Raw genomic sequence first — 22,146 nt, 5'->3', positions numbered from 1 at the left:
CCGCCGCCAGCTGCTACACCCGGGCCAGGCCCGCCACTTCAGCAAGGAGTTCCACCGAACGCAACCGCGCCTCGGTGCCCGTGCTCTGGTGCGCCACGATGAGTTCGTCGGCGTCGGCATGCCTGCCAAATTCGTCCAGGTAGTCCATCACGACGTCGGGCGTACCCACCGCGGAGTAGGTCATCATCTGCGAGACGTGCTGTCCCTGGGGCGAGTCGAGGATCATGTCCGCTTCGTCGTCGGTGAATTCGCGGCCACCGCCGAAGAAAAGGGAAACCCTGGCGCGCTTGGTCTCCTGCAGCATCGTCTGCGCCTCAGAGGCTGAATCAGCGGCAATCACGTTCACGCCGGCGATCACGTGCGGAGCATCCAGCTGTGCCGAGGGCTTGAACTCGCGCCGGTAGAGAGCTACGGCGTCCTGCAGCGCGTTGGGCGCAAAGTGGGAGGCGAACGCGTACGGCAACCCCAGCTGGGCAGCCAGCCGCGCGCCGAACAGGGAGGATCCCAAAATGTAGAGCGGGACGTTGGTGCCCTTGCCCGGGGTGGCTTCCACGCCCTGGATCCGGGTGGGTCCGGTGAGGTAGCCCTGCAGCTCCAGGACGTCCTGTGGGAAGCTGTCCGCGGACATCAGGTCACGGCGCAGAGCGCGCATGGTGTTCTGGTCGCTGCCCGGAGCGCGGCCCAGGCCCAGGTCGATCCGGCCCGGATGGAGGGTTTCCAAAGTGCCGAACTGCTCGGCGATGGTCAGCGGCGAGTGGTTGGGCAGCATCACGCCGCCGGCGCCGAGCCGGATGCTTTCGGTGTTCGCGGCAACATGGGCGATCAGCACGCTGGTGGCGGAGGAGGCGATGGAGGACATGTTGTGGTGCTCGGCGTACCAGATCCGCCGGTAGCCAAGTTTCTCGGCGCTTTGAGCCATGGCAACGCTGCCCGCGAAACTCTCTGCCGCCGTCTGGCCCTTGCCGATGGTTGCCAGGTCAAGGATGGAGAGGGGAAGAGTCACGGTAGGTGCCGGCCTTTCAAAAACGTTTTCGCAGGGACGTGCCGGCCGGGTCGCGGCGGCACTCAAGGCATAACGACGGCGGGGGCTGGCTTATTTCTGTGACGTTCGGAATACTCAGCATGCTGATGAGGTTGCCGCCCCTATGAGCCTAGAGACAACGAACCAGTTGGAACTGTCCGCAACCATTGACCTGAAGGACCTCGGGAGCGTGCACCGGCTCGGCTTCGGTGCCATGCGCATCGTGGGCGACGGCGTCTGGGGCGAGCCCGCTGACCGCCGCACGGCCGTGGACGTGGTGCGCCGCGCCGTCGAACTCGGAGTGGACTTCATCGATACCGCAGACTCTTACGGGCCGAACATCAGCGAGGAAATCCTGGCCGAGGCGCTGCACCCGTACAAGGAAGGGCTGAAGATTGCCACGAAGGTGGGCTTCACGCGGACGGGCCCGGGCAGGTGGATCCCCGTTGGCCGGCCGGAATACCTGCGCCAGCAGACCGAACTAAGCCTGCGAAGGCTTAAGGTGGACACTTTGGACCTGCTGCAGCTGCACCGGATCGATCCCAAGGTGGATGCTGAAGAGCAGTTTGGCGTGCTCCGCGAACTCCAGGACGAGGGCAAGGTCCGGGCGCTGGGCCTCTCGCAGGTCAGCGTGGAGGAACTGGAAGCGGCCGGCAAGCATTTCACCGTTTCCACTGTCCAGAACCGCTACAACCTCACGGACCGGAGCTCCGAGGATGTGCTGCGGTACTCGGAGGAGAACGGGATCGGCTTTATCCCCTGGGCGCCCATCTCGGCGGGCGAGCTTGCGCAGCCCGGCGGGCCGCTGGACGAGGCCGCGAAGCGGCTGGGTGCCACCACCTCACAGGTGGCACTGGCCTGGCTGCTGCGGCGCTCCCCCGTGATGATGCCCATTCCCGGCACTGGCTCCGTGAAGCACCTTGAGGAGAACATGGCCGCTGCGGGCATCACACTCGACGACGATACCTACGCGGAACTCGAAGCCGCAGGCCAGTAAGTCCCGCAGGGGAGCTCTCCCACCCTCTGATGCTGACTTAGAAGTGGCCCGGTCTGTTGACCGGGCCACTTCCTTGCGGACGCGGCGTTCGGCTACTGGTTAGACCGCGCAGCCGCCGTTCCTGATAGTCGGATCGATCGCCGAGATTTGGTTCTGGATCTCCGCAAACTTCGCCTGAAGCCCGGTTACCACGTCCCTTTGTGCCTTGATGGAGTCCGTGTTCTGCTTTTTTTGGGCCTGGAGATCCCGAAGTTTCGTCTGGGCGGCTGTAACCTGCCCGTCCAGCGTCGTCAGCTGCCCCTGCAGGGACAAGAGCTTTGCTTCAGCCACGCTGATTTCGTCATTGAGCTGGTTCAGCTGGCCTAGTAGTGGGCTCACCAGGTTCTGTAGTGTCAGGACCTCCCCTTCCTTGGTGGTGATCTGGGCGTTGATCTTGGCCAGCTCCGCCGAGATGCTCTCGCCAATCGTGTTGAGCGACTCAACCTCACTGGTTTGTCCCGCCACGGCTTTGTTGGCATCCTCAACGGACTTCTGGAGAGCCGGGAGTTGGTCCTGAAGGTCTGCAAGCACGATCTTCTTCGCTTCCACGGCAGCAATTGCATCCTCCTGCGTCTGCTGTGCGTCGTTCAAGGCGGACCTGAGAGTATCCAAGCTGGTCTTCTGGTTCATGATATTTGCCTGGGCTGCTGTCACGTCCCCTTCCAGCCCCTGCAAAGGCGCTTCGAGATCGGATATCACTTTTTCTTGTGCAGCCACATAGTTGGCGGCGACCGTAGCCGCATCCTGAAGCCCCAGCAGTTCGTGCTGCAGAATGGTAAGTTCGGCCCGCTTAGTAGTAATCGCAGCGTCCGCCTGAGTCACGGCAGCCTCAAGCGTGGGGACTTCCGCCTTCAGCGCGGCGATATTCGCTTCCTTGGCAGTAACGGCAGCGTTTGCCGCCGTAAGCACGGCCTGCAGCGGCGCAGCTTGCTGCTGAAGCGCGCTGCTTTCGTTCTGTTTGGCAGAGAGCTGCGAGTTCAGCCCGTCAACCTGCGTCTGGAGCGTTTTGAGGTCACCCTGCAGGAGAGCGATTGCCGCGTTCTTGGCCGTAATCTGGTTGTTGACGGTGACCAGTTCGGCCTGCTTTGCCGTCCGCGCTGCTTCGAGAGCCTTCTTGCCCCCACCATTGCCGTTGTTGTTGATCGCGTCGATCTGCTTCGTGAGCTCAGCAATCTCGCCCGTAAGGGCAACATTGGAGGAGTTCAGCCCCGCCAGTTCGTCCTTGGCCTTCTTCAGCTCCACCTGCTTGGCGGTCAGGTTGTCGGTGGCGGTGGTGAGTTGTGACTGCAGACTAGTGAGCTGTGTTCCTAGCGCGGCAATAGCAGCGCTGTTGTCGCTCACAATCTTGGCAGCAGTGGCAGCATCAGCCTGGAGCTTCACCAAATCGGTTTCAGCCGCGGTCACGGCGGCTGTCTTGGCAGTTAGAGTTTCGGCTGCCTTTGTTGCCGAACCTTGGAGGCTAGTCAACTCAACCTTCGCGGTGGTAATCAGCGCTTCCTTCGCCATGACGACAGCATTGGCACCGATCGAATCCTCCTGAAGATACTGCAGGGTTTCATTGGCAGCCGCCACTGCAGCCAGCTGATTCTTGAGGGCAACCTCGGCGGTCGTACCTGCAGCTTCCAAGGTCCGAAGCTCTTCCTCAGCGGCAGCCACGGCTTCTGAGGCAACGCGAACCGCTTCAGCTGCATCCTGCGCCTGCTTAGTCAGTGTGGCGAGTTCGGACTCGGCGGTCTTTATCTCGGCGTCCTTGTCAGACAAATCGATTGCTGCCTTGTCAGCTGCGGTTACCGACAACTCGAGCTCGGCCTTCGCTGCAGCGGCCGCCTTCCTGTTGGCGTCCAGGTCTGCGTCCACCTCATCAGCTGCGATTTGGAGATCAGCAGCAGCGGCCTGCGCCTCTTCGAGTTCCTCCTGCAAGGGCGCGAGCTGGTTTTCTACATCCGTCTTCTGACCCTGGGCTGTGGCGAGGGCAGCCTCGGCGGCAGTCACAGCTTCAGCCTTGTCGCTCTGCTGCATCTCCAAGTTGGCCAACTCGTTACTGGCAGCCGCAATATCCTTATCCAGCGCGAGATTGGCGGCTTCCAACGTTGCGATGCCGTCATTCGCAGTGCTGATCTGGCTCTGCAGGTCGGTCGCCTGAGCCTTCAAAGCCTCCCGCTCTGCCGTCAGCTTGGCAACGGCGTCGGCGTTCCTCTTCGCCGCATTCTTCAGCAGGTTCTCCTGCACGGCTCCCCGGTGCGCCAACTGGTTCACCACGCCACTGCAGACCGAAGAATTGGACGTTGTTCCTGCTGCAACCGCGGGCTGCACCAGCACCAGGCTGGTGGCCAGCAGGCCCGGAAGGACGACGGCTGCCGCGAGACGGCGTGAGAGGACAGACTTTGACGCTGCAGTGCGCATGTGAGCTCCTGTTGAGACCTAAAAGCGGCCAACCCTGGCCGCTGCCTCAGCCAACCGTAGGTGCCGGGACCCCACGGGCACACGCGTAATCCCCCACCTGTCTTTGCTCCTTAAGTACTCGTTTACTGGGAATGCTCCTGAGCGCCGCTACTTGGTTTCACCCAGTAAGTCGTTTTCGAATGTGACCGCCGCGGTCCTCCCGTGACCTGCCGTTACTCCCCGTATCTCCGGGTTTCAGCGCCTTTGATTCCCCTGCTCGGGCTGCCGGATAGTGGCTGCAAACGTGCACACTCCGTTGCATCCGACATCCACGTCCAAGGAGGACAAATGGCCATCACCAAGGCGAAACCGGCTGCCGCCGTCGCCCTCACCGTCACCGCGCTCCTGGGGCTGGCGGCGTGCTCCGACCCCGGCGCGACGGCGGCGACAACACCGACGTCGGGATCCTCCACCACGGCGGCAGGCAAGACCTTCAACCTGTCCCCGGAGCAGGACCGCTTCAAGGTTTCCGTCGATTCCGAAGCCGCCGCACTGGTTCCCGATGCCATCAAAGCCGATGGCAAGCTCACGGTTGCCAGCACTGGCGGCACGGCCCCGCTCAGCACCTTTGCCACGGACAACAAGACCCTGATCGGCAGCGAGGTGGACATCGCTTACGCGGTGGGCGAGACGCTGGGCCTGGAGGTCGAGGTCCTTCCCGTGGCTTGGGCCGACTGGCCCCTGGGCATTGAGTCCGCGAAGTACGAAGCCGTGCTGTCCAACGTGACGGTCACCGAAGCCCGCAAGGAAAAGTTCGACTTCGCTACCTACCGGAACGACCTTCTGGGGTTCTACGCGAGAAGCGATTCGGACATCGGCGAGATCAAAGAGGCCAAGGATGTTGCGGGCAAGCGCGTCATCGTTGGTTCCGGCACAAACCAGGAAGCCATCCTGGTGCGCTGGGACGAGGAGAACAAGAAGAACGGCCTGAAGCCGGTCGAGTTCCAGTATTACGACGACGACTCCGCCTCCACGCTGGCCCTGCAGTCCGGCCGCACGGACCTGACGTTCGCACCCAATGCCGGGTCTGCCTACAAGGCCGCGCTGGACGGCAAAAGCAAGCAGGTGGGCACGCTCAACGGCGGGTGGCCGCTGACCGCGCAAATCGCCTTCACCACCAAGAAGGACAACGGCCTGGCGGTTGCAGCGCAGGCTGCACTGAATGAGCTGATTGAAAACGGCACCTACAGCAAGATCCTGGACCGCTGGGGCCTCTCATCAGAGGCCATCCAGAAGTCCGAACTGAACCCGGCAGGCCTGCCCAAAAAGTAGGGAAGCCTGCCGACGAATGGATCCCCGCCTTGCTTCAGCGAGGCGGGGATCCTTCACGTTCCCGCCGGAGCGTCGAGCAGCCGCCGGCCGGGCAAGCCGCCGGGCTGGCCCCGGCCCTCATTGCCCGAAGACCATCCACGCCAGGGCGCATATTCTGAGAAGGAGCCGCCCCCAAATGCTGAAGGAGCCCCATGCCCCACCCCACACGCCCCTTGCGCAAGCTAGGATTCCTCACTATTGGCCTGTTCGATCCGGCAGATCCTGCCGCCGGCCACGAGTCCACTTTGCAGATTATCGAACGTGGCGAGCGGCTTGGATTCGACAGTGCGTGGCTGCGCCACCGCCATCTGCAGTTCGGAATCTCCTCACCCATTCCAGTGATGGCCGCCGCCAGCCAGCGCACCTCCCGGATTGAGCTTGGAACCGCTGTCACCCCGCTGGGCTGGGAGAACCCACTGCGTCTGGCCGAAGACCTCGCCACCGTGGACCTGCTCGCCAAGGGACGAATCAATCCAGGGCTGAGCGTGGGGGAACCGATGCACTACGACACGGTGAAGCACGAGCTGTACCCGGACACCTCCGGGCTGGAGGACTTCAGCTACACCCGCGTGGACCGCCTTGCACGCCTGATCGCAGGGGAAAGGGTGCGGGACTTTTCGGGCCGGCAGGGTGTGGTCGAGGAATTCTCCAACCGCATCGAGCCGCACTCTCCCGGCCTGCGGAATCGCCTTTGGTATGGGGCAGGCAGCAGGAAGTCGGCCGCCTGGGCCGGGGCGAACGGTTTCAATCTGCTCTCCAGCAGTGTGATCTTCCCCGAAGCGGATCAGGAACCGGACTTTGCCCGCGTTCAGCAATCGCAGATTCGCGCCTTCCGTGAGGCCGCCGCAACGTCAGCCCAAGCACATGGACCGGCCCGGGTGTCGCAGGGCCTGGTGGTCATCCCCACCGATTCAGCGTCACCGGGACAGCGGAAGAAGTACCAGCGGTACGTCGATGAACGCACTCCCCGCACACGGGCGCCGCAGGGGCCAAAAGGCATGATGTTCGCCCCCGATCTCATCGGCACCAGCGATGAGATCGCCGAGCAGCTCTACGCACACGCAGGATTCCAGGAAGTGGATGAGGTGGCGTTCGCCCTCCCCTTTAGCTTTGATCACGAGGACTACGTCCAGATCCTCACCGACATCGCCGGCAAACTGGGCCCCGCCCTGGGATGGGCCCCGGCGGAGGTTGGGCAAGACTCACCGTAACCGCCAAGACCAATCCACCCTTCCACCCACCCTGAAAGTGCACGCCTGGCAGGTTTGGCCATAGTCTGGCCAGATGGGGACAAATACCGTGAACTCCGGCGAACAGGTGGACAGGCAGTCGCGCATCCTCGAGGCTGCCCTCGATCTGCTGTCCCGCCACGGTATCTCAGGCGTGAGCATGCGCGCTGTGGCCCGCGAAGCCGGCGTCGCGCTGGGGCTGGTGAACTATTACTACGACGACAAGACCAGCCTGATCCGGGCAGCCCTGCACCGGGTAGACGAGCACGACCTGAAACTCGTGGCACCAGACCCCTCGTCGGCCCCGGAGGAACAGTTGCGCAAGGCCCTGCGGCGGGTTGCGGGCGCCGAACTGCTGACCACACGGTACCTGTCCCTGCGCCTGCACCTTTGGGCCCTCGCGCAAGCCGATGAGGACTATGCAGAGATCAATGCCGCAGCTTTTGACCGGTACCTCGACGGACTCGCTTCACTGGTGTCCAACGCCGTCCCCGGGCTTCCGTGGGAGCAATGCAGGGAACGGGCAGCCGACATCGTCGTTGTACAAAACGGCATGTGGCTCACCGCCCTTCTTGGCATAGACAAGGCAGCCATCCAAAGAAGTATTGCCCGCACCGAACAGATCGCGTTCGCCCCGCCACGGGACCAATAGGCCACAGCCAGCGCGCCGGGCTTCCGGAGCACCAGCCATAGGCCGTCCGGAGGCCTCGGTAACATTGAACGCTTGTTCAAGAAAAGTATTGAACAAGCGTTCAACATGCCCTACTCTCCTTTTATGACTTACGCCACACCAACCCGCGGCGTCGCCCTCAACCCCCGGGTTTCCGTTCCTCACGCCGTTCCCCGGTAAACGCCCGACGCCGTCATGGCGGAATCGGTGCGCCGGTTCCGTACAGCGGAGATACTTCAGCAGCACAGAGCTGGGATGCCACACGGCACCCGCGGCAACAGACCACGACCCGCGCTGCACGCTGCCGCAAGGCCCCTGCGACTTACCACCAAGGAGACAATCGTGACCATTACAGCAGCCACCCTTTTCATCAACGGCGTGTGGGAGTCGGCCGCATCCGGCGCTGTACGCGAAATCCGCAACCCCGCCGACGGCGAGCTGGCCGCAACAGTGTCCGAGGCCGGCCGGGAAGATACCGGGCGTGCCATTGCGGCAGCCCGAACGGCCTTCGATTCCGGAATCTGGTCGAGCGTCCCGGCTCCGGAGCGCGGAACCTTCCTGCTCAAGGTGGCCGCGGAACTGCACGAACGCCGGGAAAAGTTCGCCCGCGCCGAATCACTGGACACCGGAAAGCGGATGACCGAAAGCCGCATCGACATGGACGACATCGCCGCCTGCTTCGAATACTTCGGCAGGCTCGCCGGCCAGCAGTCGGGCCGCGTGGTGGATGCCGGGGACCCCGCCGTCGCCAGCAAAATCGTCTACGAACCCGTCGGCGTCTGCGGCCTGATCACTCCATGGAACTACCCCCTATTGCAGGCCGCCTGGAAAATCGCACCCGCGCTGGCCGCCGGCTGCACCTTCGTGCTCAAGCCCTCAGAACTGACCCCTTCCACGGCCATCCTGGCGATGCAGCTGCTGAAGGATGTCGGCCTGCCGGACGGCGTCGCCAACCTCGTGACGGGGCCCGGCGCGGAGGCGGGCGCACCGCTCTCGGAACACCCCGACGTCGACCTGGTTTCCTTCACCGGCGGACTGGAAACCGGCAAACGCATCGCCGCGGCCGCAGCCGGCACCGTGAAAAAGGTGGCGCTGGAGCTCGGCGGCAAGAACCCCAACGTGGTGTTCGCGGACGCGGACTTCGACGCCGCCGTCGACAACGCCCTGAACGGGGCGTTTGTCCACTCCGGGCAGGTCTGCTCAGCCGGGGCGCGGCTGGTGGTGGAGGAATCGATCGCCGAACGCTTCGTCGATGAGCTGGTCCGCCGGGCGCAGGACATCCGGCTCGGCGGACCGTTCGACGAGGCTGCCGAAACCGGGCCGCTCATCTCCGCGGCGCATCGGGACAAAGTTCACTCCTACGTCCAGCGCGGCATCCAGGAAGGCGCGCGGCTGCGGTGCGGCGGCGCGGCGCCCACAGGAGAGACGTTCGACGGCGGCTTCTACTACCAGCCGACCGTCCTGGACCGCGTCCAAAGGGGAATGTCCGTCGTGGTGGACGAGGCTTTCGGCCCGGTGGTGACCGTGGAAACCTTCCGGACGGAAGACGAGGCCGTGGCCACTGCCAACGACACCATCTACGGACTGGCCGGCGCAGTCTGGACACAGGATGCCGGCAAAGCGCAGCGTGTGGCATCCCGGCTTCGGCACGGCACGGTCTGGATCAATGACTACCACCCCTACCTCCCGCAGGCCGAGTGGGGCGGTTTCGGCCAGTCCGGCGTCGGCCGTGAGCTCGGCCCGACCGGCCTGGCCGAATACCAGGAAGCCAAGCACATTTACCAGAACACCAGCCCCCAGGTGACTGGCTGGTTCGCGGACCACGGCAAGGAGAACTAGATGCACTTCGACAACATCGAGGACCTCAGCGAGCGCGGGTTCGACTACATCGTCGTTGGCGGCGGATCCGCGGGTGCGGCAGTCGCAGCCCGGCTGAGCGAGGACCCGGAGGTGACCGTGGCGCTGGTGGAGGCCGGGCCGGACGACCGCAACATCCCTGAGATCCTGCAGCTTGACCGCTGGATGGAGCTGCTCGAATCCGGCTACGACTGGGACTACCCGGTGGAACCGCAGGAGAACGGCAACTCCTTTATGCGCCACGCCCGCGCAAAAGTCATGGGTGGCTGCTCCAGCCACAACTCCTGTATCGCTTTCTGGGCCCCCCGCGAAGACCTGGACGAGTGGGAGTCCAAGTACGGCGCCACCGGATGGAACGCCGATGCTGCCTGGCCTCTCTACCAGCGGCTGGAAACCAATGAGGACGCCGGCCCGGACGCGCCGCACCACGGCGACTCGGGCCCCGTGCACCTGATGAACGTGCCCCCGGTGGATCCCGCCGGCGTCGCGCTCCTGGACGCCTGCGAGCAGGCCGGCATTCCCCGGGCGAAATTCAACACCGGAACCACGGTGGTCAACGGTGCCAACTTTTTCCAGATCAACCGCCGCGCGGACGGCACCCGTTCCTCCAGCTCGGTCTCCTACATCCACCCGATCATCGAGCGTCGGAACTTCACACTGCTGACCGGCCTTCGCGCCCGCCAGCTGGTGTTCGACGCCGACAAACGCTGCACGGGCGTTGACGTCGTGGACTCGGCGTTCGGCCGTACCCACCGGCTCTCCGCGCACCGCGAGGTCATCCTCTCCACCGGCGCCATCGACTCGCCCAAGCTGCTGATGCTCTCCGGCATCGGCCCCGCAGCGCACCTCGCCGGACAAGGCATCGACGTCCTGGTGGACTCCCCCGGCGTGGGCGAGCACCTGCAGGACCACCCCGAAGGCGTGGTGCAGTTCGAGGCCCGGCAGCCGATGGTGCAAACCTCCACGCAGTGGTGGGAGATCGGCATCTTCACCCCCACCGAGGACGGCCTGGACCGCCCGGACCTGATGATGCACTACGGTTCCGTCCCCTTCGACATGAACACGCTGCGGCACGGCTACCCCACCACGGAAAACGGGTTCAGCCTCACCCCGAACGTCACGCATGCCCGCTCCCGTGGCACCGTCCGGCTGCGCAGCCGGGACTTCCGCGACAAGCCTATGGTGGACCCGCGCTACTTCACCGACCCCGAGGGGCACGACATGCGGGTCATGTTGGCCGGGATCCGCAAGGCCCGCGAAATCGCTGCCCAGCCTGCCATGGCCCAGTGGACCGGGCGCGAGCTTTCGCCGGGCATCGAGGCGCAGACCGACGAGGAACTGCAGGATTACATCCGCAAGACGCACAACACGGTTTACCACCCGGTGGGCACCGTGCGGATGGGGCCCGTCCACGACGACCTCTCGCCGCTCGATCCCGAGCTGCGGGTCAAGGGAGTCACCGGCCTGCGGGTGGCCGATGCCTCCGTCATGCCGGAACACGTCACCGTCAACCCCAACATCACCGTCATGATGATCGGCGAACGCTGCGCGGATCTCATCCGCGCCAGCCGGACCGGGATCATTACGACGGCGGGACGGGAGCTCAGCGCGTCCCTCGCCTGAGTGCCAGTCCCTGGCCACGGGCGAAACGGCCAGCCATTCACAAGGGTGGCGCCAGGCCATTGACGTTTCCCTGCCGTTCCCCGCCCACGGGGCGGCCGGTCATCACCATCGTGCTTTTCTGATTGAGGAGTCCAAATGTTGGAACCCAGCAAGAGTATTGATTCAAGCGGCATGGACGAGTTCGGCTACACCCAGACCCTGGACCGGAGCATCGGCAAGTTTGCCAGTTTCGCCGCAGGCGTCAGCTACATCTCCATCCTCACCGGTGTTTTTCAACTGTTCTACTTCGGTTTTTCAATGGCCGGCCCTGCCTACGCGTGGTCCTGGCCCATCGTCTTCGTGGGCCAGCTGATGGTGGCGTTGTGTTTTGCCGAACTCGCGGGCCGCTACCCCGTGGCCGGATCGGTGTACAACTGGGCGAAGCGCCTCGCCACCGGAACCTCGGCCTGGCTTGCCGGCTGGCTGCTGATGCTGTCCTCCATCGTGGCGCTGGGATCGGTGGCACTTGCACTGCAGCTCACGCTGCCGCAGCTTTGGTCCGGTTTCCAGCTGGTCGGTGACGGCACCGGCCCCTATGACTTCGCCATGAACGGTGTTGTGCTGGCCACCATCATGATCACCATTTCCACGCTCATCAACGCGTTCGGCGTGAAGCTGATGACCAGGATCAACAGCATCGGCGTCTTCGTGGAGCTGATTGCGGCGGTTCTGTTGATCCTCGCACTGGGCTGGCATGTGGTGCGGGGTCCCGAGGTTTTCTTTGACACCGCGGGCTTCGGGGAAGGACACGATCTCGGCTTCTTCGGTGTTTTCCTGATCGGCGCCATGGCTTCCGGCTACGTCATGTATGGCTTCGACACCGCCAGTTCCCTCGGGGAGGAAACGAAGGACCCGAAACGCACCGCACCCAAGGCCATCCTGCGGGCCGTCACGGCCTCCTTCCTGCTGGGCGGCCTGATCCTGCTCTTCGGCATCCTGGCCGCGCCGGACCTTGGCGATCCCAAGCTGGGAGCTGCCGACGGCGGCCTGCAGCACATTGTGCTCTCCGTCCTGGGCGGGCCTTTCGGCAAGGCTTTCCTGGCGTGCATCGTGGTGGCAGTGGTGGTCTGCACCCTGTCCGTCCACGCTGCCGCTATCCGCATGATGTTTGCAATGGCCCGGGACAACAACCTGCCGTTCAGCCGGCAGCTCAGCAAAGTGGATCCGGAACGCCGGACCCCTACTGTCGCGGCTATCGTGATCGGCGTCCTGGCCGTCCTCCCGCTGCTGGTCAATGTCATGCAGCCGGCGATTTTCACGATCCTGTCGAGCATCAGCATTGTCCTGATTTACCTGTCTTACCTGTTGGTCACGGTTCCGCTGCTGCGCAACCGGCTCCTAAGGAAGTGGCCGCTCGCCGACGACAGCTCCGAGCCCGGCTTCAGCTTGGGCAAGTGGGGACTGCCTGTGAACATCCTCGCGGTCCTGTGGGGCGGCGCCATGACCCTGAACCTCGTATGGCCCCGCCCGGAGATCTACAACTCGGTGCCGCCGTTCGAGTGGTACCTACAGTGGGGCGGCGTGATCTTCGTAGCCGCGGTGACAGGAGGCGGGGCCCTGCTGTACCGCCTGAAGATCCGCCACCAGACGGGCGTGCTGGCCGAACACGCCGCGGCCGTGGCCGCACACCCCTCGTCCGGCCCCGCAACCCTGCCGGCCGCGCCGGCAGAAACGTACGTGGCGGAGGTCAAAGTCCCTTAGAGCTGCAGCTCCCTCCGCCGGCCGGGCCGGGCCCACCGCTAAGCTAGCGGCATGGCCAACAAAACCACAGCAGAGAAGCTTGCCACCATCCAGAAGGGGTACACGCTGGAAGGGGCAGCCATCGAACTCGGCGCCGCCATCGTTGACGGCGAACTCCACAAGGAGGCGCAGGTCCGCCTGCCGCTGGCCATGATGAACCGGCATGGCCTGGTGGCAGGCGCCACCGGCACGGGCAAAACCGTCACGCTCCACATGATGGCCGAGCAGCTGTCCGCCGCGGGGGTCCCCGTCTTCCTGGCGGACATCAAGGGCGACCTCTCGGGCCTCGCCACGGCCGCCACGGGCAGCGAAAAACTTGCGGCACGCACCGAGAGCATCGGCCAGGCCTGGCAGGGCAGGACTTTCCCTGTGGAGTTCCTCGCGCTGGGCGGTGAGGGCAACGGTGTCCCGGTCAGGGCCACGGTCACGTCGTTCGGCCCCATCCTGCTCTCGCGCATCATGGAGCTGAACGACACCCAGGAGTCCAGCCTGCAGCTGGTGTTCTATTTTGCGGACAAGAACGGCCTGGAGCTGATCGACCTGAAGGACCTCAGGGCGGTCATTCAGTTCCTGACGTCGCCGGAGGGCAAGGACCAGCTGGAGGAGCTGGGCGGGTTGTCCAAAGCCACGGCGGGCGTCATCCTGCGGGAACTGGTGAACCTGGAGGCCCAGGGCTTGGAGAAGTTCTTCGGCGAACCGGAATTCGATACCGCCGAACTGCTGCGGACCGCCCCGGACGGCCGCGGCGTGGTCACATGCCTGGAACTGCCTACCCTGCAGACCAAGCCCATGCTGTTCTCGACCTTCCTGATGTGGCTGCTGGCCGACCTCTTTGAGGACCTGCCCGAAGCCGGCGACCTGGACAAACCCAAACTCGTATTCTTCCTCGACGAGGCACACCTCCTCTTCAACGATGCGTCCAAGGCGTTCCTGGACGCCATCACCACCACCGTCCGGCTTATCCGGTCCAAGGGGGTTGGCATCTTCTTCGTCACCCAGACGCCCAAGGACGTGCCGGCTGAAGTCCTCGGCCAGCTGGCCAACCGCGTGCAGCATGCCCTTCGGGCGTTCACGCCGGAGGACGCCAAGGCGCTCAAGGCGACGGTCTCCACCTTCCCGATGAGCGACTACGACCTCGAAGAGACCCTGACGTCCGCAGGAATCGGCGAAGCCGTGATCACGGTTATGAACGAGAAGGGTGCGCCCACTCCCGTGGCCCATACCCGGCTGCGCGCCCCGGAATCCGTGATGGGCCCCAGTGACGAGGCCCTGGTGAGGAGCACGGTGGCAGGGTCGTCTTTGCTGGCAAAGTATGGAACCGCCGTAGACAACCCCTCGGCCTATGAGAAGCTCACCGGCAAGGCGGCGGCTCCCACCGGCCCGGCTGCGCCCGGCGAACCTCCCGTTCCCGGCACCGGCGGCGGTGCCGACGGTCACGGTGCCGGCGCTACCGGCGGTGTTCCCGGTGGCGCCGCCGACGTCGATGCCGAGGCGCGGCGGATCGAAGAGGAGATCCTGGGCCGGCCCAGCAGCCGGCCCGCACCCACCAGGAGCAGCGGCCGCCGCGCCCCTGCTGATGTCCCGCGGACTACCCGGCAGGAGTCCGGCGGCGGCGCGATGGGCGACCTCGGCGGTGTCCTCGGCGGCGCACTTGGCGGCGGGCTGAAAAGCATGGCCCGGTCCATTGGAACGCAGCTTGGACGTGAGCTGTTGCGTGGCGTGTTTGGCACGTCGTCCCGGCGCCGCCGCTGACCGCAGCCGCCGCAGTGCGCTGACTCAACTGCCGCCGTCGGGCGCATGGCAGGTAACGTATGAACGTGCAGATGAGTCAAGCGTTGGTGAGGATCGCGGCCGGATGGCTGCTGGGCCTCATGCTTGCTGTCGCCGGTGCCATCGTTGCCGTGAACCTCGTGAACGATACTGTGGCCAGTCCGCAGCAGCCCGTGCGCGAGTATCTGGATGCCTTGCAGAGCGGTGACGGCGGCAGAGCGCTGGGGCTGCTGCGGGCAACGGTGCCGCCCAGCAACGCTGCAATGCTCGACGGAACGGCCCTGCAGACCGCCGCGTCCCGCCTGGCCAATGTGAACATCGGAGACGCCGAGGAGCGGCCAGGCAGCCAGGTGATGGTGCCCCTGGAATACACCATCGACGGCAGCCGCCTCCGCACCGAGTTCCTGCTGCAGAAGACCGGAACCAAGTGGATCTTCTTCAACACGTGGGCATTTGTCCCGTCCCGGCTGCCCACCGTCGATGTCACCGTGGTCAACGCCAGCGAGGCCACCGTCAACGGCGTGGACGTCAACATGCCGAACGGCCGCGGCTCCTTCGCCGTTTTCTACCCGGGCGAATATGAGGCCACGGTGAACGGGGAGTACTTCTCCGCGCCTGCCACCCGTGCCACCGTGACCGCCCGCGATGTCCCGGTGGCACCGCTCAACCTGCTGACCCAGGCCACGGACGAACTGAAGACGGACGTGGCGGCAAAGGTCAAGGAATTCCTGGACGGCTGTGCGGCCCAGGCAGTCAAGGAGCAGAAGCTCCAGCCGGACTGTCCCTTCTACTTCGCCAGCAACAACCGGGTCCAGGACGGCACCATCAAGTGGTCCGTCACTGAGTATCCCAACGTGGCCATCGAGCCGTTCGACGGCCGCTGGGTGGTGGCGCCACTGGACGGCAAGGCGAAGGTGGAAGCGCTCCAGCAGAACCTGTTCACCGGCGCCTGGTACCCGCTCGACGAAGAGGTGGACTTCAGCTTCACCACCCGACTGGACGTCTCCGGGGACACCATCAAAGTCACGCCGATGCTGAGCTTCTAGGGGTTTCCCGCCACGCCGGCCCTGTTTGGTCGCCTGGGCAAAGTGTCACGCAGGGCACGCTTTCAGCCTGCGGCATGGAGCCCGCCCCCAGGGATCAGGGGTTCGTGGTTTCGGCGGCCTCAAAACCGTGCTCCCAGTGATGCGCAGCCAGCTACCGCCGGCGCCGCCGGAGCACCGCCAAAACCTCATTCACCATGGACTGCGGCGAGTACACCACGTCTGAGTAGTAGTACCGGAGCGCCGTGTACCCCTGGAGCACGGACTCATTGTTCCGCCGGTGGTCTTTCTTCACCTGCTTCCAGTCAGCATGGTGCCTGCCATCCAGCTCCACCACCAGCCAGCCGTCCAGCAGAAGATCGACGTACCCCACCCGTTCCAGATAAGCCTGAGGCTGGACGCTGATACCAGCCTGCCGAAAATAGGTCCGCGCCAAGGTCTCGAGGAGGGAGTCGGCGCCCCGGTCCACCCAGTCCAGGACGGCCCGTGCCTTCCCGTTTCGGCGGCCCGGCAGCCGCTGTCGGAGGAACTCAACAGTCATGTCACCCCTGGAGACAGCACTTTCGACCATGACCAAGGATTCCGCGAGGGGCAGGCAACGCAAGGCATGGATCAACACGTCGGCGAGCGCCGCTACGGGACGAAGCTGGGAGGGCGGCAGCAGCAGTCCGGCATGGTGGACGGCCTCGCCGCTGACCGCTGCGTGCCTCCGGTGATACACGTGGCGGGGGCCGGCAGACGACAGGCACCAGAGGCTGTGGTGTGATGCAGCGCTTGAGCAGGTCAGCAGCTCGCGGTTCCGCAGTACCGCAACCAACTCCGGAGACGCCGTCGGAAGCGCATAGAGTCCACGCTCCGGCTGCAGGACCCCGCCACGCACCGCACGGCGAAGGGCTGCATCATCCACGCCAAGCCAGGTGAGTGCCGGCCGGCGGGCAGCCCCGCCGCAGCGTTCCAGGGCTTTTGAGACGTCCATGGGGCCATAGTGGCTATTTTCCGGAGCGCCCGGCAGCGGCCAGCCGCGCTATGTGGACATCCCTGTGGGCCAACGCGGTCACGCCGGGCACGCTTTTGTGGCCCGTGCCGCCGCCAAACCCTGCAGAGTCAAGGCTCAGTGAAATGCGGCCACGCAAAAAAGGCTGCAGCCCCTGACTCTTACGTCACGGGCGGCAGCCTCTTGCGCTCACAGTACGACGGCGGCGCGTCAGTCCATGCCGCGAAGGTCGAGTACCAGCTCGGTGTCGCCGTCGGCCTGCAGTATCACCGGGATGCCCCAGTCCTGCTGGTAGAGGTGGCAGGCTGCGTGGTCCGGGATTTCGCCGTCCTCAGTTTCCGGGCCGTCACAGGCCGCCGCGCGGGCGGTGATATGCAGGATGCCCTCGGGGACGTCTGCGGACAACTCAAGGGTCCGCAGCAGCCCCACTGACGTTCCGCCGCCGGACACCAGCAGCTCAGGCGGAGTGGAGGAGATCTTCAGCTGGGTGGGATCGCCCCAGCGGTCATCCAGCTTCTGCCCGGTGGGGGCAGTGAAGCGAACGGTCAGCTCGAGCGGGCCAGGCGCCACCGGGCTCTTCGGCCGGTGCGTCTGCGACGCGCCCTCGTCCACCTGCTGGGCTTCCTTGGGGATGGGCACGTACACCAACTGATGCTGGTTGGCCTCCACCACAACCAACAGCGGCTCCGAGCCGGCCGACTGCGTGTGGTCCACAATCACGTCCGAGGGCTCCAGGAGCCCGCGTGCCAGCGTCGAGACGGTCCCCGTGCTGGGGTCGTAGCGGCGGACAGCACCGTTGTAGGTATCGGCGATGGCCACAGAACCGTCCGGCAGCACCGTGACGCCCAGCGGGTGCTGGAGGCGGGCTTCCCCAGCGGCACCGTCGCGGAAACCGAAGTCGAACAGGCCCTTGCCTACGGCAGATTCAACGGTGATGGCGCCGTCGTCGTCGATCACGAGCTTTCGGAGCGCGGACGTTTCGGAATCAGCCACCCAGATGTTGCCGGCCGCGTCTTCGGCGAGGCCGGAGGGCTGGGCGAACCAGGCCTCATGGGCCGGGCCGTCCAGCAGGCCTTCAAGTCCGTTGCCCGCAATGATGTCCACTTCGCCTGACACGGGGTCGAAGCTGAAGATCTGGTGGGTGCCGGCCATGGCGATCACCACGGCGTTGAGCTTGCTGGACCAGACGAGGTCCCACGGCGAGCTCAGGGAGACCTCAAGCGGGTGCTCGCTCAGGCGGCCGGTAAATCCGGCGGCATCCTCGTCAACGCGGGCCGGGCCGGTCTCCAGCAGGCGCTGGATGCCGTTGCCCACGAGTGTGGTCGCCTTCCCGTCCTGCAGTGAGAGCCCGCGGAGCCGGTGGTTCACGGAATCCGCAATCACGACGTCGTAACCCACCTTGGCTGCCACGTCCTCCGGCAGCAGGACCAGGCCCTGGGGCTCATTGAACTGGGCGGCGGCAGCCTCACCCGCGGCGGGGCCGTCAGCGTAACCCTTGGTGCCGGAGCCGTAGGTGCCCAGGACAGTGTGGAAATCCGTGTCCAGTTCCACCAGGCGGTGGTGCCCTGTGTCGGTGACCAGCCAGGAGCCCTTCGCGGCACCGTTGGGAGTTGCGGCACCCGCCGCACTGCCGCCGTCGTCCGTTCCCTGTGAAGCTGAACCCCGTCCGGCGGGCAGGAAGAGTGCCTTGCCTGGGAAACGCAGCGTTCCCGAGGTGGGCTCAGGGGCCACGTACGGGCCTGAGCCGCGGTGCAGCGTCCCCTTGGCTTCGTGTTCGGCGATGAGCTCGGGGATCAGCACCGCGAGTCCGTCCGCGTGGCCTTCACCGGAAAGGTGCGCCACGATGTAGCCCTCAGGGTCGATGACCACCAGGGTGGGCCAGGCGCGGGCGGTGTACGCCTTCCAGGTGTCCAGTTCCGGGTCGTCCAGGACCGGGTGGTGGATCTCGTAGCGCTCCACGGCGGCGGCCAGGGCCACTGGGTCTGCCTCGTGCTCGAACTTGGGCGAGTGGACGCCCACAGTCACCAGGACGTCGGAATACTGCTCCTCCAGCGGCCGCAGTTCGTCCAGGACGTGAAGGCAGTTGATGCAGCAGAAGGTCCAGAAGTCCAGCAGCACGATCTTGCCGCGGAGGGCTTCGAGGTCCAGCGATTTCCCTCCGGTGTTCAACCAGTTACGGCCCACCAGTTCGGAGGCTCGGACCCGGAGGTGGGTGCGTACGGTTTCGCTCATCAGCGTCCTTCCAGCTTGTTTCGTTCGGCCAGCCTGGCGTCGCGTTCAGCCAATTTGGCAAACATATCGTTGTAAGCGGTGAGATCGGCGTCGTTATTCCTGTCCGCCGCCCGGTCCACGCGTTTGGTCTCCCGCTGGTCGGACCTTGACCACATGATGGCCACGCCGATGGCCACCAGGAGCGTGGGCACCTCGCCGATGCCCCAGGCCACCGCGCCTCCGGTCTGCTGGTCCAGCAGTGCTGACTGTCCCCAGGCCCTGCCCAGGTTGCCGAAGTAGTCAGCGGCCAGCAGGTTGGTGCCGCCCATGATGGCGACGCCGAAGAAGGCGTGGAAGCCCATGGTGGCCAGCAGCAGCAACAGGCGCATGGGGTACGGCGCCCGGCGCGGCAGCGGGTCGGAGCCGATCATGCTCAGGATGAAGATGTATCCCGTGAGCAGGAAGTGCACGATCATCAGTTCATGGCCCACGTGCTCCCGCATGGCGAAGCCGAACAGGTCCGAGTAGTAGAACAGGACGATTGAACCGGCAAAGTTGGCGGCGGCGAAAAGTGGATGCGTGACCACCTGCGAGAACCTGGAGTGCACAAACACCAGCAACCACTCCCGTGGACCGCGCGAGCCGTCACCGCGGGGAGGCAAGGCGCGCAGGGCAAGTGTCACCGGTGCGCCGAGGACAAGGAAAATGGGGGCCACCATGGTCAGCGCCATGTGGTCCACCATGTGTGCCGAGAAGAGTATGCGGCCATAGACCGACGGCGGGCCGGACGTGATGTAGGTGAGCACCAGCAGGCCGATCACCCAGTTCACAGACCGGAACCACTGCCACTTGTCGCCCCGGCGGTAGATCTTGGCCACACCCAGGAAGTAGGCGACCAGCCCGAACAGCGCCACGGCGATCCACAGCCAGTCCAGCCGCCACTCGGTGAGCCAGCGCGCAGGCGTTAGCTCCGGGGGGAGTTCGTAGCCGGTAAGGATAAATGCCGGTGTTGCGTCGGGTGCGAACGTGGTGGTCTGGGGCGGTGCCGAGCGGCCCAAGGCCACGGCCACGCCGGAGGTAGCGCCCATCACCAGGAATTCAGCCAGGACCAGTTGCCAGAGGACCCTTCGCGAGGACATAGTGGCGCCCTTGCGGTTCAGCTGCGGGATCACCCACTGCCGGTGCATCAGGCCGATCCCGCCCAGGACCAGCGTTGCAGCCGACTTGGCCAGGATCAGCTGGCCGTAGGAGGATCCGAAGAGGTCGCCCCAGTTGGTGATGCGGATGCTGGCGTTGATGATGCCGGAGGCGAAGACGAGCACGAAAGCGAAGCCCGCAAGGGAGGAGAACCGGCGGAGCGTCGATTCGGTGATGTCCGCCGTGGCGCCGGCTTTGCGCCCTGTCAGGATCCCGGACAGCAGCGCCAGCATGACGATGCCACCCACCCACGTACTGACGCCCACCACGTGCAGGCCAAGGGAGCTGGTAGCGCCTTCGTGGTCCGAGGAGCTCGAGGAGTGCCCGATCAGGGCCGTCGGGACCAGGCCGATGAGTGCCAGTATCAGGGTTAGGGCCAACCCACCGAGGGACCTGACGCCGAAAAGGGCGGTGGTCACCACAGCGGCAATGATGGTGACGGCGAGCCAGGCCCGGCCCGTTTCGATGTCCGTCACGAAGTAGACCAGAGCCTGCGTGAACTGGGCGTCGCCCGACACCGCTTGCCCGGCAACGTCCGAATAGGTGAGCACCAGGACGGCGATTGCGGACAGGGTCCAGAGAGCCCCTGCAACTGCTGCAACCGCTAGCGCGCGGGTGAACGCCGGATGTTCGGGGGCCTCATCATCGCGGCCGGCGTCCCGGTCCCTGCTGCGCAGCCCGAGGTTCTTGGGCAGGATGCCGACGGCGAAGATCAGGCCGCCGATGACCGTGGCCACCGAGACGTTGTGAAGAGCTTTGCTGATGGGCAGGCCCCAACGGACCAGTGCGCCGGGGTCCGAAACCTCACGGGCAACGGCCGCGCCGGAAAAAACTAGCGCGGCTGCCAGGCCGAGGAAGAGTGCCGCCAGTCCTGCCAGCTGCCATGGCGCCGAGAGGCCCAGGGAGTTGCCGGCCTGCCCAGGGACTCCCTTGCCGGGAGTGGGCTGGGTTGTTGTGGATTGGGGTTTTGCGGCAGAAGGCACCTGTCCATTGTCCGATACCCTTGCCCGGGCCGCGAATCGGCTTAAAGCTAAAGGGGCGGCAACCAGGTGGTTGCCGCCCCTTTAGCCACGCCGGCCTGATGCCGGAGGAAAAGCCTACTTCTTGTTGGAGACCGCAGCCTTCAGCTTGGAGCCGGCGGTCAGCTTGACGCTGTGGCCGGCGGCGATCTGGATGGTCTCGCCGGTCTGGGGGTTGCGGCCCGTGCGTGCTGCACGGTCCGTGCGCTCGACGGCGAGCCAACCCGGGATGGTGATCTTCTCGCCCGCGGCGACAGAAGTCTCGAAAACCTCGAACAGTGCGTCGAGGACGGAGTTGACGGCTGCCTGGCTGGTGCCGGCCTTGCCCGCTACCTCTGCAACAAGTTCACTACGGTTCTTAGCCATTTATGTCCTCCTGGACGGTCATGATTCTGGAGCCTGAACGCGGCGTGCGCACAAGCCACTGTTCGAAAACTTACCAGCTTGGGCCCTCCCGTTCCGCAAATTCCGCGTGTTTCCGCGACTTTTTGAGGTTAATCACCAGATTCTTGAGGGTTTTCGGCCACCATTGAGCCCGTAGCGGACGCTCTCTCACTCCCTGCGGGTTTTTGGGCGACGCCCCATCACCTCCTGCAGGTCCCGGGCGACGCCCCACCACCTCCTGCGGGTTTTCGTCGGACGCTCTCTCAGTTGATGTGGCCTTTTGGGTGACGCTCGCTCGGTTGGCGGGGTGTTCCAGGTGTTGCTCTTCGGTGTGAGGGGGGCGTTCGACGGCGGCTGGTTCGGGATGGTGCCGGCTGGGCCTTTACCCGTGGAGGGGTGAGAGAGGGACCCGGGGGAAGCCCGCGTTAAGTGGGAGCGGGTCCTGGCCTCGTGCCGCGGTGTTTGTGTGTTAAATGCGGCAGGGCCCTGACGTCGTTTGTCAGGGCCCTGCTCGTAATGGTTGTCCGGCGGTGACCTACTCTCCCACACCCTCCCGGGTG

At 65.1% G+C, this 22,146-nt stretch carries 15 protein-coding genes; 9 read left to right on the top strand and 6 right to left on the bottom strand.

Translation table 11 applies throughout. The features are described from left to right. Window positions 1-13: 13 nt before the first annotated feature. Complete coding sequence (locus M8J71_RS03235) at window positions 14-1,003, bottom strand: LLM class flavin-dependent oxidoreductase (RefSeq protein WP_256246573.1); 990 nt, start codon at window positions 1,001-1,003, stop codon at window positions 14-16. Window positions 1,004-1,145: 142 nt separating this feature from the next. Between M8J71_RS03235 and M8J71_RS03230 the strand changes: the two genes are divergently transcribed. Continuing rightward, window positions 1,146-2,018 (top strand): aldo/keto reductase, encoded by an 873-nt coding sequence (locus M8J71_RS03230; RefSeq protein ID WP_256246572.1) that lies wholly within the window; start codon window positions 1,146-1,148, stop codon window positions 2,016-2,018. Window positions 2,019-2,117: 99 nt separating this feature from the next. Here M8J71_RS03230 and M8J71_RS03225 read toward each other — a convergent pair whose 3' ends face one another. Then, the gene (locus M8J71_RS03225) at window positions 2,118-4,460 is read right to left on the bottom strand and encodes a chromosome segregation ATPase (protein WP_256246571.1); all 2,343 of its coding nucleotides are present in this window, start codon (window positions 4,458-4,460) and stop codon (window positions 2,118-2,120) included. Window positions 4,461-4,787: 327 nt separating this feature from the next. On the opposite strand from M8J71_RS03225, the gene M8J71_RS03220 reads away from it, so the two are divergent. The 8 genes from M8J71_RS03220 to M8J71_RS03185 all read left to right on the top strand — a co-directional run bounded on the left by M8J71_RS03220 (window position 4,788) and on the right by M8J71_RS03185 (window position 15,784). Further along, a complete protein-coding gene (locus M8J71_RS03220) occupies window positions 4,788-5,771 on the top strand; it encodes an ABC transporter substrate-binding protein (RefSeq protein WP_256246570.1) in 984 nt (327 codons plus the stop codon). Window positions 5,772-5,962: 191 nt separating this feature from the next. Then, a complete protein-coding gene (locus M8J71_RS03215) occupies window positions 5,963-7,021 on the top strand; it encodes an LLM class flavin-dependent oxidoreductase (protein WP_256246569.1) in 1,059 nt (352 codons plus the stop codon). A gap of 73 nt (window positions 7,022-7,094) precedes the next feature. Beyond that, window positions 7,095-7,691 (top strand): TetR/AcrR family transcriptional regulator, encoded by a 597-nt coding sequence (locus M8J71_RS03210; RefSeq protein ID WP_256246568.1) that lies wholly within the window; start codon window positions 7,095-7,097, stop codon window positions 7,689-7,691. Between the two features lie 366 nt (window positions 7,692-8,057). Further along, window positions 8,058-9,548 (top strand): aldehyde dehydrogenase family protein, encoded by a 1,491-nt coding sequence (locus M8J71_RS03205; RefSeq protein ID WP_256246754.1) that lies wholly within the window; start codon window positions 8,058-8,060, stop codon window positions 9,546-9,548. Continuing rightward, window positions 9,549-11,189, top strand: coding sequence for a GMC family oxidoreductase (locus tag M8J71_RS03200; protein WP_256246567.1), 1,641 nt, complete (start codon window positions 9,549-9,551; stop codon window positions 11,187-11,189). It abuts the gene before it with no gap. Between the two features lie 135 nt (window positions 11,190-11,324). Further along, entirely contained in the window at window positions 11,325-12,929 is a 1,605-nt protein-coding gene (locus M8J71_RS03195) for an APC family permease (protein ID WP_256246566.1), read from the top strand. 51 nt (window positions 12,930-12,980) lie between these two features. Then, window positions 12,981-14,720, top strand: a complete 1,740-nt coding sequence (locus M8J71_RS03190) for a helicase HerA-like domain-containing protein (protein ID WP_256246565.1) — start codon at window positions 12,981-12,983, stop codon at window positions 14,718-14,720. Window positions 14,721-14,791: 71 nt separating this feature from the next. Further along, window positions 14,792-15,784, top strand: coding sequence for a hypothetical protein (locus tag M8J71_RS03185; RefSeq protein ID WP_256246753.1), 993 nt, complete (start codon window positions 14,792-14,794; stop codon window positions 15,782-15,784). 151 nt (window positions 15,785-15,935) lie between these two features. Here the strand turns inward: M8J71_RS03185 and M8J71_RS03180 are convergent, their stop codons facing one another. The 4 genes from M8J71_RS03180 to M8J71_RS03165 all read right to left on the bottom strand — a co-directional run bounded on the left by M8J71_RS03180 (window position 15,936) and on the right by M8J71_RS03165 (window position 21,568). Next, window positions 15,936-16,757, bottom strand: coding sequence for an endonuclease domain-containing protein (locus tag M8J71_RS03180; RefSeq protein WP_256246564.1), 822 nt, complete (start codon window positions 16,755-16,757; stop codon window positions 15,936-15,938). Window positions 16,758-16,985: 228 nt separating this feature from the next. Further along, a complete protein-coding gene (locus M8J71_RS03175; RefSeq protein WP_256246563.1) occupies window positions 16,986-19,007 on the bottom strand; it encodes an NHL domain-containing thioredoxin family protein in 2,022 nt (673 codons plus the stop codon). Further along, window positions 19,007-21,166, bottom strand: a complete 2,160-nt coding sequence (locus M8J71_RS03170) for a cytochrome c oxidase assembly protein (protein WP_256246562.1) — start codon at window positions 21,164-21,166, stop codon at window positions 19,007-19,009. Before M8J71_RS03170 ends, M8J71_RS03175 begins: the two co-directional genes overlap by 1 nt. Before the next feature lie 114 nt (window positions 21,167-21,280). Continuing rightward, window positions 21,281-21,568 (bottom strand): HU family DNA-binding protein, encoded by a 288-nt coding sequence (locus M8J71_RS03165; RefSeq protein ID WP_009358243.1) that lies wholly within the window; start codon window positions 21,566-21,568, stop codon window positions 21,281-21,283. Window positions 21,569-22,146: the final 578 nt, after the last annotated feature.

Origin of the sequence: Pseudarthrobacter sp. R1 (genome assembly GCF_024494415.1) — a bacterium.
In the GTDB taxonomy this organism is placed as follows: Bacteria; Actinomycetota; Actinomycetes; order Actinomycetales; family Micrococcaceae; genus Arthrobacter.
Note: the sequence above shows the minus strand (reverse complement) of the source record. Positions and strands in the feature narration are given on the sequence as shown.

Coding starts and splice junctions, on each gene's coding strand:
- M8J71_RS03230 (WP_256246572.1), top strand. CDS start 1,146: ATGAGCCTAGAGACAACGAACCAGTTGGAACTGTCCGCAACCATTGAC.
- M8J71_RS03225 (WP_256246571.1), bottom strand. CDS start 4,460: ATGCGCACTGCAGCGTCAAAGTCTGTCCTCTCACGCCGTCTCGCGGCA.
- M8J71_RS03220 (WP_256246570.1), top strand. CDS start 4,788: ATGGCCATCACCAAGGCGAAACCGGCTGCCGCCGTCGCCCTCACCGTC.
- M8J71_RS03215 (WP_256246569.1), top strand. CDS start 5,963: ATGCCCCACCCCACACGCCCCTTGCGCAAGCTAGGATTCCTCACTATT.
- M8J71_RS03210 (WP_256246568.1), top strand. CDS start 7,095: ATGGGGACAAATACCGTGAACTCCGGCGAACAGGTGGACAGGCAGTCG.
- M8J71_RS03200 (WP_256246567.1), top strand. CDS start 9,549: ATGCACTTCGACAACATCGAGGACCTCAGCGAGCGCGGGTTCGACTAC.
- M8J71_RS03195 (WP_256246566.1), top strand. CDS start 11,325: ATGTTGGAACCCAGCAAGAGTATTGATTCAAGCGGCATGGACGAGTTC.
- M8J71_RS03190 (WP_256246565.1), top strand. CDS start 12,981: ATGGCCAACAAAACCACAGCAGAGAAGCTTGCCACCATCCAGAAGGGG.
- M8J71_RS03185 (WP_256246753.1), top strand. CDS start 14,792: ATGAGTCAAGCGTTGGTGAGGATCGCGGCCGGATGGCTGCTGGGCCTC.
- M8J71_RS03180 (WP_256246564.1), bottom strand. CDS start 16,757: ATGGACGTCTCAAAAGCCCTGGAACGCTGCGGCGGGGCTGCCCGCCGG.
- M8J71_RS03175 (WP_256246563.1), bottom strand. CDS start 19,007: ATGAGCGAAACCGTACGCACCCACCTCCGGGTCCGAGCCTCCGAACTG.
- M8J71_RS03165 (WP_009358243.1), bottom strand. CDS start 21,568: ATGGCTAAGAACCGTAGTGAACTTGTTGCAGAGGTAGCGGGCAAGGCC.